Annotated in this window: 8 protein-coding genes and 2 pseudogenes; all 10 read right to left on the bottom strand. The window is 59.5% G+C overall.

Features of this window, described 5'->3' with window-relative positions:
* Positions 1-6: 6 nt before the first annotated feature.
* The gene (locus tag EN850_RS37110; protein WP_246689223.1) at positions 7-267 is read right to left on the bottom strand and encodes a transposase; all 261 of its coding nucleotides are present in this window, start codon (positions 265-267) and stop codon (positions 7-9) included.
* Between the two features lie 226 nt (positions 268-493).
* Positions 494-1,948: a hypothetical protein gene (locus tag EN850_RS12610; RefSeq protein ID WP_136091385.1), complete on the bottom strand. Its 1,455-nt coding sequence runs from the start codon at positions 1,946-1,948 to the stop codon at positions 494-496.
* The gene (locus EN850_RS12605) at positions 1,945-3,270 is read right to left on the bottom strand and encodes a DUF4365 domain-containing protein (RefSeq protein WP_136091384.1); all 1,326 of its coding nucleotides are present in this window, start codon (positions 3,268-3,270) and stop codon (positions 1,945-1,947) included. The genes EN850_RS12610 and EN850_RS12605 overlap by 4 nt, the downstream gene beginning before the upstream one ends.
* 184 nt (positions 3,271-3,454) lie before the next feature.
* Positions 3,455-3,713 (bottom strand): annotated as a pseudogene (locus EN850_RS12600) (PHP domain-containing protein); the annotation flags it as partial.
* Between the two features lie 44 nt (positions 3,714-3,757).
* Positions 3,758-4,153 (bottom strand): annotated as a pseudogene (locus tag EN850_RS12595) (damage-inducible protein); the annotation flags it as partial.
* Between the two features lie 234 nt (positions 4,154-4,387).
* Positions 4,388-4,828 (bottom strand): hypothetical protein, encoded by a 441-nt coding sequence (locus EN850_RS12590; RefSeq protein ID WP_136091383.1) that lies wholly within the window; start codon positions 4,826-4,828, stop codon positions 4,388-4,390.
* A 112-nt stretch (positions 4,829-4,940) separates the two neighbouring features.
* Positions 4,941-8,462, bottom strand: coding sequence for an AAA family ATPase (locus EN850_RS12585; RefSeq protein WP_136091382.1), 3,522 nt, complete (start codon positions 8,460-8,462; stop codon positions 4,941-4,943).
* Entirely contained in the window at positions 8,462-9,736 is a 1,275-nt protein-coding gene (locus EN850_RS12580) for a DNA repair exonuclease (RefSeq protein ID WP_136091381.1), read from the bottom strand. Before EN850_RS12580 ends, EN850_RS12585 begins: the two co-directional genes overlap by 1 nt.
* Before the next feature lie 312 nt (positions 9,737-10,048).
* Positions 10,049-10,717: a HEPN domain-containing protein gene (locus EN850_RS12575; RefSeq protein ID WP_189591089.1), complete on the bottom strand. Its 669-nt coding sequence runs from the start codon at positions 10,715-10,717 to the stop codon at positions 10,049-10,051.
* A 25-nt stretch (positions 10,718-10,742) separates the two neighbouring features.
* Positions 10,743-11,726 carry a WYL domain-containing protein gene (locus tag EN850_RS12570; protein ID WP_136091380.1) on the bottom strand — a complete coding sequence of 328 codons (984 nt, stop codon included), beginning with the start codon at positions 11,724-11,726 and terminating at the stop codon, positions 10,743-10,745.
* Positions 11,727-11,757 lie beyond the last annotated feature (31 nt).

The following is an 11,757-nucleotide window of genomic DNA, read 5'->3' as shown; positions in this document are numbered from 1 at the left end:
CTTATGTCAGGAGCGCTCGATGCCGAACTTGATGTATTCGGTCCACATTTCATCGGTCACATTCCACAGCTTACCACCCAATAGCCCCTCGCCCATCGATGCTGGCCCAGTAGCGCTTGCGCAATATACCAAACTCGCTCCAGCAGCTTGTGCGAACTGCGCCCCCCTCGGGTGCTGCACCGCAAGCGACACCGATAGGTTTGGCGGGATCGACACCAGCATATCCAGATGGTCGCGATTGATCGATCCGGCATGCACCCATCTCATGCGCTTGCGCCGTCTCGCGCAGCTGTGCCCGGCACCGGCTCCCAACGTCGCCACCAAGCACCGCGCAACGGTATTTCGTCACCCAAACCAAGTGATACTTGCAGCCTCAAACCGTGTGGATGCCACGCTTGTATGCTTCCATCCACACAATCTATCGCCACAACCAGCCGCCTAAATGCGTACGGTTCCAGATCCCTATCAGGGACTCAGAAAGCGGCCCCCTGTATCAGATATATCGGCCATAGTCCGAATTCACCTTCTCATCGGTAATATATTTGAGGATTTCGCCGACATTGCGGGCAGCCCGGATCGGTATGGGCAGCTTCTGATTCATCTGCGTCGAATTCCAGTTAACCTTGGTCAACGAGAAGACCTCTTCCGCCAATGTTCTGACAGTGCTGTCACTGCGCGAATGGGGGCAGATCAATAGAGGCTTGGGATCGTACATGCCTGGATAGGTGCCATAGTAGGGAATGCTGCCTGTTGTGTAGAGCAAACCCTTGCCGCCCATCTCCACGAAGGTTCCGCGCATCACCGGGTAGTTTCCGTCACGAAGCACCTTGATATGCGACGATTCTTGCACCCAGACCAGATCCCGCAATTCGGTACCAACTTCTTGGAGCGCGTTCAGAATCCCCTCCGCCTCCTCATCGCGAAACCTAGATGTCTTCAGGACGATCACCCTAGCCGGATAATTCATGTGATGGGCACGGTAGGCGGCGAGCACCTCGCGGATCAGTTCCTTGGCGTCGTCCTCGGCCATGTATGGGTGCCGGCCTCTGGTCTCGGTGCGGGCGCGCTTGCCCTTGAGAATGAAGCCCCGGCCCCGCTCGTCGAACATCTGCGCCGCGCTGGTGAACAGCTGCTGCCCTCCCACTTCGCGGTAGAAGCTGATGCCGATGTAGCAGGCAGTAAACTCCCCCTCCTTGGGCATACGGCGCCACGGAATGCGTCCCGTCCCCTTATAGTACAGCGTCGTCATCAGGTTCCACGTGCGGTCGGCCTCGTCCTGGATCTGGCGGCCGGTAGCTTCCTTGACCTTCTGGGGGATGATCACTGCGTCGTCCAGCGTATCCTCCCAGGTGATCTGGATCGGGAATCGAAGATCCATTGCGCGCGCTTTCAGCATGCCACGGAAGTTCGGCGCATCGGTTCCCCCGCTGTCCTCCTTTTCGGTAGTTCCATCAGGGGAGTATTTGGCGTTCACCACGCGTTCGATGAGGTTGACTGGAAGGGCGACAATGGCAACGTTCGGCCGCTCGGTCCCCTCGTCGATGGCCCGAAGCTGGATCATGACCTCATCCACGGCCATCTTGACCGCCTTCTCGTGGTTGGGTTCTTTCAGGATGGCTTCGATGCGAGCCTGCGGCATGGCCAGAGCGGCATTCTCGACGAGTTCGAACTTGCAACGGAACGGGTTCTGGTTTCCAAGCCCGGGAAAATCGGGGTGGAGGTTGGGATGTTTCTCGGTCTTGCCAGGGAAACCAACGGTCGCGTCTTCCAGGTAGCGCTTGGTGTCCTCGATGGTCTTGGCATTACCGACGACCGCAATTCGAATGGCGTCGCCGAGTGGCGTCTGTAAAGGTCCAGCCTCGTACAGGCCGAGCCGTGGATCCGGATGGTGGTGCTTGTCGCCGAACTCGAGATGTGGCTCATCGAAGATACTGGTTTCGAACTTCATAGGAATTCGATCTCCGCCTGAGTGCTGTCGTCGCCATTATCTTTTGCCTTCTTCGTACCCCAAGCGTCCTCGGGCACCTTCGTAGCGAGATGCACCTCAGGCGGCTCCCCGAATTTCAATTGAACTTCGAGGTTCGGCTCGGCGAAGAGATCGTCGGCACTGCCATCCTGCCTGGTGAGGAAGCGGTGCCAGAGTATCAACTGACCGCGCAGCGAAGCACTGTTGTCGAGGCGCTTCTTTCCGGCCAGCAATTCCGCCGGATAGGAATGCGGCTGGAAGCCGTTGGTGGTGAAGTAGTAGTTCGGGTTCACCACTAAAAACCATTCGTCCATAAGGTTTTCAAAGCGCGGGATGAAGGAATGATGGCGCACGAAAGACACTCGGGTCGGATCGGCTTTTTGCATGGCGACATTTACGACGGCGGAGCTGGCCTTCTGCTTGGAGGATTTGTAGGAGAAGGACCTCGATGCATTCGCCGCCAACGCTTTGAAGTAGAACTGGCCGCGGTCCTTGTCCCAGCCCAAATCCTTGTAGAACTGATGACCCAAGACCCGCCGAAGAAGATGCGCGAACACGTTGCGCTCGTGGACGTCCTCATGGAATGCTAAATGACGCGTGTCTATGGCCTCGACTTGATCGAGTTCGACGATCTCTCGGCAGACGGTCTTCCGCGGATCCTGGAACGACCATAGCGTATCACTCTTCATGACCCAGTCGAACCGGGCGGGCTCGTCGAGATCGAGCAGAATTCTGCCAGCGTCCTTCGCCGAATGGGTGGTAGGCGCGACATACATCTCAGGAGGGAAAGTTACCGGGAGCATGTTGACGAGGGCATTCTCCCCACGTCCCAACGGCGGGATATAGTAGCCGAAGCCCGCCTTGGGAACGGTGATTGCGGCCAACCTATCGACGGCGTCGGCGTCGAGACAATCCAGCTTCTTGTCGAACCGCAATCTGCGCTCGGAGTCGTCCGATCCGCGCGGGATCTCCTTCCAGAAGAAGGTCTCGTCGGAATCGCGGTACAGGACGATGATCACCGGCAGATTCGATGGGCGCCAGTATTCGAGGTCTTCGCTTCGCACTATATAGGTGAAGCCGTTTTCGTCCTCCGAAGCATATGCGTTTCCATGGCGGGCCTTCACCTGGACGGCGATCATCTGCGCAAGTGGGACACCGTTGTCCATCACCTCAACGATGGCATCTACGCCTGCTTCCAATCTCGACCTGACATCGAACTGAAATCCTATCTTCAGGAATCGAAGTCGGGCTGCGGTTTCACCGATCTCACCCAGCAGCTGATTGTCGGTGATCTTCTTTGACATCGACGCTCCGAAGGAACATTAGGCGAACGGTCCCCAATATTGGGATTGTGCAGTCGGTTGTCGATAGTCATTTGTCTCGTAGAGTCATATACCCATAGCTTTTTGAAGGGTTGCGCTGCTTTCAGCGGCGCAAATTTACAACTAGACCCTAATCGACGAGCGACCATCCGAGCTTATGGCTAGATGAGTAGGCGGGCCTGTCCGTCGGATAGACCAGTGCTGACATGCCATCCGCCGAATCGAGACGGCAAACGACGATCAGCCTGGCGCCGGTGTCTTCGCAGCTTCGTGCGCACGCACGATGCCGGCCAGGCTGTTGCGGTCAACAACCGCCAGCGTTTCGATCCCCGACACGGCGGCCTGCGCAAACAGTTCCTTACAAGAACTTGCGCCTCGCAGAAGGAAAAATGCGAGGTCACCTGAAGCTCAGGCATACCGCGCATCAGTCAGCCGCCAATTGCAGCCGTCGGGACGCAGTCATCGGCTATCTGGCAACTTCGGCGACAACCGCGCCTAACCCCACATGCCGGAGTTCTTCCTCGAAGCAGGCAAGCAAGGATTTATCGTCACCTGCCTCCACGTAGATCACGCGGTCGGGGTCCAGGCCTGCCTGAACGATTGCAGGCGCGAACAGATCCTGCCGCGTCACGAACCAAAGCACCTTGCCCTGCGTCCTTGCCACGATTCCTGCTGCAAAAAGCGCTGCTGCTGTTCCATCGTTGCGCCATTGCCGCCAGCGACTTCATGGAGAGCGCCCAAAGCGAGACCGCCTCCTGGCAAATGGCGATCGAGGTCTCCGACGCCAAAAGCCAAAAGGCAGCACCGATCGACCGTGGTCCCTGCCGCCCTCAAGACAACGAATGCGCTCCTGAAGCGCTTCCAGAGATGCAGGAGAGTCAAGACCGAAGCATGAAGTCGCGGTATGCTGCCGAAGGAAACGCTGCCTCTAGATGTCCGCCTCGTTCGGAAATGCGGACATGCTGCGTTGCCGAAGGTTCAGGAAGTCGAACGACCCCGGGGGGACTTGATGCCCTTTGGGGGCTATCCGAACCACGCTTTCACACGGTCGGCGGCCGCGCTTGCGGCTCCTCCGGAGGCGGCAAGACCATGAACGGTTTCATAACTTGGTTCTTGCGGACTCCCACCACATTTCCAGTGAGTCGCGGACATTTCGCGATCTCTCGATGACCGCGCATTCATGGAAATCCACGACTACGTGAACCATGTGGCCGCCAACCATCCTGGAGGTAATCGTCACCTCGGTCTTACCCTTCAATGGAAAAAACTTGTCGGGCTTCACACGGAATCGCCTGCACTGGTATTCAACCAGAGCCTTGACCTTCTCATAGTCGATCTCGGGACGCGCTGACGATTTGGCGAGATCCTGCTTTTCAAGCAGAGCGGCAACCGATCCAAAACGTTCAGTGAATTTTCGTCTCAAGAGTATTGAATTGAGTCCGTGTTCAGCTGCGATCTCCTCTACTGCAGCGCCAAGCTCACACCCGCTTTCAACTTCACCCCGCAAATCAGCAAGGGCATCTTCCAGTGCATTGGTCATCCGGATTGCCTTTGATTATGACAGCATCTCAAACACTATCGCGCTTATCTCGCGCCCTTCAGGCCGGTTTGACGACACCAGGGAGATGGGTGAAGTCCTCATCGATGTTTTACTAGGCAACCTGTCGGCTGTTCTCCACCAGATACAGCGAGGTCGGCGTCTGCGGCAGCTCGTGGATTGTCACGCTCGGACACACCTTCCGCGCGAGGTCGCACAGGTGCTGATGATGGGTGAAGTAGACCACCTGGCCCACATTCGCCATTCCCGTGAAGAGCCGGAAGGCTTCCTCGGCCCGGAAATCGTCAAAGGTCTCCATGATATCGTCGGCGAGGAAGGGCACCGGCCGATGCGACGAAGCGAACTCATGATATCCGGCGACACGAAGCGCCAGATAAAGCTGGAACCGCGTTCCCTTCGACAGGGCGGACGCAATTTTCGATCCGCCGTCCGCGCTCACCGCAACCAGCATCTCCGTGTCCCTATCGGGCTGGGTGGCGAGGCCACGGTAATTGCCCCGGCTGATAGTGTGGAACGCCTTAGATGCTTGAGCCATCATGGAACTCCGATGGCGGTCTCGGTACATGCGAAGCGCTTGTTCTGCCGCTGCGGCTCCAATCCGTAGCTTGAGATAGCGGACAGCCTTTTCTTCGATCTCGAGCGACACGGTCCGGCGACGCTCTTCGATCCGAGCGGCAGCATCGTCATCTCCTATAGCGCTGACCGCGTCAGCCGCCTTGCTGTGTTCCGTGAACAGTTCTCGACTCCGTTGATCCTGATCCTGGAAACGGCCTTTGAGTTCTGCCGCCTCCGTTTCAAGGGCCACCCGGTCAGTGTTCTCGAGGGACCGTTCAGCCTCGTCGAGCGTTGGTGATCCAACGGCGTTCATGATGTCCGCCGCGGCAGAATCAGCTTCATCCCCAAGCGCGGCTCGCCGCTCCAGCTGCTGCAGCACGACACTGATGTCCTGAAGCGAAGATACTCCGAAGAACTGGAGGAGTTCGCCCTTTCGCCGTTCATGGATCGCGATGGCGTCAGCCAGGTCACCCTGCCTTTCCTTAGCGATCTGGATAGCCTGCTCTTTCACAAGGCGGCGGTCCCGAGCGGTTTCGGCCTCGCGAATGCGATTTTCTATCACGGTGGCGAGATCCAGCGAAGCGGACTGTTGTGCAGCGATGCTCAGTCCATCGGCGAGGCGAACCACTTCGGCAGTGAAGTCTGCCTGATCTCGCTCCATCTTCGTGACACGATCTGCCAGCGCACTTTGCTTTTCGATGAAGGAGCCGAGATCGCCGATCGCCGACAGGATCTCTCGTACTTCCGCGACTGACCGCGTGCCTTGATCGCCTAGCCACGATGCAGAGCATGCCGCTGTCCATTCGGATGTCCAACGCTGATCGTCCGCGGTGGCTCCTTCAAGGATACGCTCGCGGTCTGCGAATTGCCGCTGACGGTCCTCCAAGTCTCGCAGGAGTTGCTTGATTTCGGATGCTCGGTCGACGAGGGCCTGTGCCAATGCCACCAGTGCCTCGAAGCTTGCGTTCGGATCCTGCGACACGCCAGCCACGGCCAAGGCGGCCTTCAGACGATCGCAAACGGCTGCACCATCGGCCTTCGCCGCGTCGCGGTCGCGCTCTGCTGCTCGAACCGTGGACAACGCTTCCAAAGCGAGAGCGCGCGACCCCAACCAAGTCTCAAGCCGTTCGGGGGAGGTGTCTCCCTGAAAGCCCGGCGCGATGCGCAAGAAGGCCTCGGCGATTTCGTCGTTGAGGCTTTGGAAGTGCGTTTTCGCGGCTTCCAGGAACTCTTCGGCGCGGCTAATGTCTGAACCCAAGACAGCAGCGGCTTGAAGGCCCTGATGAAGCCTCGCCAGTTCATTGACATGCACAAAGCGGGCGTTTGTTGCGAGGTCGTCGCGCCGGAGGGTATCTTCGAATACGTCGGCCGTGCTCTTGTCCAATTTCCGGCGATGCTCTGCCCATGCCTGCTCGCGGGCCGCACGGACGGTGCCAGCTTCGTAGTCAGTGATCACGCCTGCGACGGCTTCCAACGCATCGAGTTCGGCGGTCAAGTGCTTCTGGTCCGATGTCAGACGCTCAACCTCCTGCTGGTGGCGCTCGACCGTCTTTCGAGCCGTTGACAGGTCAGCCTTCCACCGTTCGACGGTAAACTTGTCCGGCACGGCCATGTCGAGAAGTTGCAGTGGATCCCCGATCCATGGTGTCAGGCCCCGCAACCTCGTGGCGAGCGTCTCCTGATGCGAGGTAAGCGCGCGATCAGCCAGTCTCAGGCGAACGTCGTGGTCGTCGGCTCGCAGCGTGGCCAGTGCGGTCGCAAGACCTGCCACGCTCGCGTCGGTGTAGGACGTGGTTCCCGTTCCTTGTCCCGCTGCCTCGAGTTTTTCTCGAGCCTCGTCCAAACGACGCCGGGCACCAGAAACCTCGCCTTCAGCCGACTGCCGCGACGACGTCACGCCGGAACGACTTTCGATAAGTTCGCGGAGGGATCCGACCACGGACGTCCGAAGAACCAGCCGTGCTGGATCGGCCTCGTCTTCCCGGCCAATCCGACGCAGAATCCCTGTGATCGCGGCGTCGGCCTCGCGTATCTGCAATCGACGTTCGGGAATGTCCTTCGCCGCAGTGAGGTGGCGAGCCCGCAGGTCGGGCAGCCGTGACGCGCGATCAGCAAGTCTCAGCGCAACATCGTCGACGGATTCCTTTTCCAAATCCGACGCGAGTTCATCGATGTTTTCGGTCGCGCTTCTGGATCGCGTCGCCAACTCGATGTCATCCTTCTGCAGCGTCGTAAGTTCCTCTGCCATCCCGGACGTGGCCTCAGGCAGAGAAGCAAGAGGGGCAAGCTTCTCACGGACGGCTCGCAGAATCGTCAGGCGCGGTAGCGCCGCGAGTAGACGTTGGATCTCGTCGATACGCGACTGAATGCGGCCGCGGACGGCAATCGTTTCTTCATACCGTGACGACGCACTTTCTCGCGCGCCGACCAACTGGGCATATCGGGCCGCCAGCGTGTCGATCTTTGTCCGCTCGTCTTTGAGGGCATCTAGCTGGCTCTTTAGCTCACCGAGTTCTCCACTCCGAGCACGCTTCTTGTAGAAGCTGTCGGCTTCCGTTCTTAGGTCGCCAAGCCGATGGCTCAGGTCGGCCAGGCCCGCGCTGGCCGAAAACAGGAGTTCGCCGAGGTCGCCCTCGCTCGCCAGGATGCTTTCGCCGCCGGCCTCGAGCGTGTCGTCGTCGAGCGAAAACATCGTGCGGTAGGACTCCCGATCGATGCCTCCGAGGTCTCCACGCAGCACGGCCTCGGAAATCGGCTGGTCATCCGCGTCGAGGAGGCTGTTCTGTGGGCGTTTGATGCGAACGATTTCCCGTTCGCCCGTCGTCAGGTCCAAGGCCGCGCCGAGCCGCATCGACGGATGAGAATGCAGGAAGCCATAGGGGCTGCGCATCTCAATGCCGAACAGGAGGTCCAGCACGCCCGCAAGTGCGGTCGACTTCCCGGCTTCGTTCGGACCGTACACGATGTGCAGGTCTGGGGTGTCTTTGGTGCGCTCACCAAAAGCGATCGTGTGATCGGTGAATTTGCCGTAGCGGATGAGATCAAGACGACGAATACGCATCAGGCGGCCTCCACGTCCGAGTCGGCATGCAGGCGTGCGACTACGTTGTCTGCGCCCTCATTCAGCAGATCAGCAACAACGATGTCGAAGGCGGCTTCGTCCTCTCCGAGTATGTGACGGCATTCCGGAGGCAACTGTCCTCTTAGTTCCTCCGCGATCTCGAATGCAGTAGCCTTGAACGCATCCGAGCCTGCTACTTCGTTCGAGATCAGGCGTCGCAGCTCCGTCAGCGGATCTCCGGAAACGAACTGCGAAGCCGATGGCGGCTGGCACTGGACCTCGAGTTTTTCGACCCAACAGTGGCCAACCGTGGATGCTCGGTCATCGGCTTCGGCTCTAAGGAGATCGAAGTCGCGCTGCATGCGCCACGCAAGGGGAGTGATACCCGTTAGGCGGACACGCGCAACCAGCTGATCGGAAGCGGCATCCGTCCGGGTGCATTCGAGCGCCTTTCCGATTTCGCGAACAAGGCCGGCCCAGTCTTCGATCTGGCTCGTATCGACTTCGACCCGTTCGAACTGCGCGACGCTTGTGAAGCGCTCTTCGGTCCGGACTGACAGGTCGTCGGCAACGGTTACGAGCGATACCGACTTGACGCCGGCTTCGTTGATATCTCGTCCCTGCGGCATGCCCGGCATGACCACGGTGCACTTTCCTTCGAATACCGATCGTTTGTGGATGTGACCCAACGCCCAGTAGTGGAAGCCCGTCGCATGGAGGTCGGCAAGGCTGCATGGCGCATAAGGATTGTGGCCGCTTGATCCCGAGATGCTGCTGTGAAGGATGCCGATGTTGAAGGCGCCGTCGATCACGGACTTGTACTTGCCTACGAGGCTTTCCGGCGCGTGTGGCTCGGCAAAGCTCAGTCCATGGACAACGACCGGAAAGTCGCCTCGCGCTCGGTCGATCGCTATCGCTTCGGCGCGCCCGTTGAACACCTTCACCGTCTCCGGAAAGACCAGTTCCTTTGTTATCTGGGAGACAGCGTCGTGATTCCCCCTGATGATGAAAACGCGAATGCCCGCTTCATGAAGCCGACGAACCTGCTCGGCGAGGAACCGGGCCGTCTTCATCGAGGTCTGTTCGCCGTCGTAGAGATCGCCGGCCAACAGCAGCGCGTCGACCTGTTCTCGAAGGCACAGATCGATGACGCGCACAAATGCCTGCCGGGTCGCATTCCCGATCAACTCGGCGAGTTCCGAGCTCCGCATTGCCAAAGACCGGAGCGGAGAATCCAAATGGATGTCCGCCGCGTGAACAAATCGATACGCCACTAGCCCAGCCTCCCGCTCCCAATCATCCGCCGACGATTCCCCAAGGAACCGCACGGTCGCATGTCTAACGGGGGTGGGTGCCAATTCCTGTCATGTATCCCCAGGAAAAAGCACATTTACTTGGATCGGCGCGATGTTCCACTCAAAGCTGGCCATATCGGCCGCTTCCAGGCTGCCCAACGCGACTAGGCAGCATGGGTCGGGCAACGTTGCCTGCACCGGCCCATGACAGATGCCGCCTTGGCTCCCCGACATTGCATGGCCGCTTTATCTGCGAAGCAACCGTCCACGACATGGCCGCAGCATCGCACTCTACTCAACAACCGGGTAGAATGGCCGTCCCCAATCCTCCTGAGGATTGTCCATCATCAAGTCCACGAAGACCGGCATCAGGAAGGCGAGGATTGCGGCACCATCTCGCACTTGCGTCCGGTTGACACCACTGTTCCAGGTCGAGCCGCCATGGACCAGTTGATTGCGCAGGACATACATCCGGTCAAACACGAAGCTCAGGACGCGGACGCTATCGCCCGCCTGGAATGCCTGCGCGAAGCTCCGCGACGAGGCCTTGAACTTTTCCTCCCAGTCTTGGAACCCGTCGATTCCGTGGTGATGCTGCCAGAATGGATTGAAGACGTATCGATTCTCCATGAGCATTCGCACCGGCCCCGAGAATCGCTGCCACAGCGCCTTGTAGATGCGTCGAGCCCCGTCGCGCGCCACCAGTCTGCCGAAATAGTCGACAAAGGCTGCACGTTCGCCAGGCGCTACCAACTGAAATTCCCGCTCGTCCGCATAGGCGGCATTGAACGCAATCCAGAGAAAGATGAAGCGGGCATCTTCGTCGTCGTCGTCGCAAGCTTCGGCTCGTCCGATCCAGCTGATAGCGCGATGAGCGCGCAGGCCCATGGTTTCAGGAAAACCCTCACGGATGGCGCGCTGCTTGGTTTTCAAAGCTGCATGGTTGAGAACATCCTTCATCGCCCAGTCCCCCTCAAAAATCCGATCATGGCAAGGCGTCGAAATCCGGCCGCCGATGACCGTCGACCAATGCCCGCAGCCTGTCCGGCGCAACCACCTCGACCTTGTCGCCCCACTGATAAAGATGCCAGGCCATCTCCAGCCAACCCGCCGCGTAAAACCGGACGATCAAGCCACCGTCCTCCTGCGGCTCCATGACCTGCGTCGGGTGAAAGCGGAATTCGGCGGCGCGTTCGGCGGCCACCGGGGCAAAGCGCCAGATGACTTCACCGTACTGCTCAGGATCCTGGTAGACGCCGAAAGCTTGGGCTGCATAGTCATTGAGGCCAAACCCAGTCGCAAATCCGAAGCTCTCGTCCAGCACCTCAGCGGCATGGATCCTGTCCATGCGGAAGTTCAGCATCGTCTCGCCGCGCGCGGGCTGCCGTGCCACAAGGTAGCTTCGGTGGCCCAAAAGCAGGCCGTGCGGCTCAATTACCCGGGGCTCGGCGTCCGCAGGGCCGTAGATCACGCGGAGGCGAAACGGTCCGCGCAACGCCTCGATCACCGCATCGGTTACATCAGGCCGCAAGGCGACCGTCGGGCCTGGGCGCATCACCTGACCGAGGCTGGCCAGTACGGCCTCAGCATCGGCCTCGGATCGTCGGGCATCGCGCGGTGTCAGGCGTGCCAATAGCCCGTCGCGCATATCCTCCAGCGCGCGCGCATGACGCAGTCGCCCTTGGTCGCGCGCAAGTCGTGCGGCGATTTCAAGTGCCTCTATGATGGTTTCCTGTCGCGGTTGCAGTCGCTCGGGTGGGCGCGCGTCCAGGCGCCAATACCGCCGCCGGTCCTCGCGATCCTCCGTTTGCACATTCGCGAAGGTTGCGTCGAGCGCCTCGGTCATGCGTTGGGCTGTGCGATGCGAGATACCGAATTCGCTACAGATTTCCTCCAGGCAGATGCCGCCGCGTCGCGATGCAGCAATTTGAGCAAGCCGGAGTAAGTCTTGCGCTTTTGCAAAAGACATCAATCCCCCATGTCAGCAATTGACACCGTCA

Origin of the sequence: Mesorhizobium sp. M8A.F.Ca.ET.207.01.1.1 (assembly GCF_004794715.1) — a bacterium.
Taxonomy (GTDB): domain Bacteria; phylum Pseudomonadota; class Alphaproteobacteria; order Rhizobiales; family Rhizobiaceae; genus Mesorhizobium.
Note: the sequence above shows the minus strand (reverse complement) of the source record. Positions and strands in the feature narration are given on the sequence as shown.

Coding starts and splice junctions, on each gene's coding strand:
- EN850_RS37110 (WP_246689223.1), bottom strand. CDS start 267: ATGAGATGGGTGCATGCCGGATCGATCAATCGCGACCATCTGGATATG.
- EN850_RS12590 (WP_136091383.1), bottom strand. CDS start 4,828: ATGACCAATGCACTGGAAGATGCCCTTGCTGATTTGCGGGGTGAAGTT.
- EN850_RS12570 (WP_136091380.1), bottom strand. CDS start 11,726: ATGTCTTTTGCAAAAGCGCAAGACTTACTCCGGCTTGCTCAAATTGCT.
- EN850_RS12575 (WP_189591089.1), bottom strand. CDS start 10,717: ATGAAGGATGTTCTCAACCATGCAGCTTTGAAAACCAAGCAGCGCGCC.
- EN850_RS12605 (WP_136091384.1), bottom strand. CDS start 3,270: ATGTCAAAGAAGATCACCGACAATCAGCTGCTGGGTGAGATCGGTGAA.
- EN850_RS12585 (WP_136091382.1), bottom strand. CDS start 8,462: ATGCGTATTCGTCGTCTTGATCTCATCCGCTACGGCAAATTCACCGAT.
- EN850_RS12610 (WP_136091385.1), bottom strand. CDS start 1,948: ATGAAGTTCGAAACCAGTATCTTCGATGAGCCACATCTCGAGTTCGGC.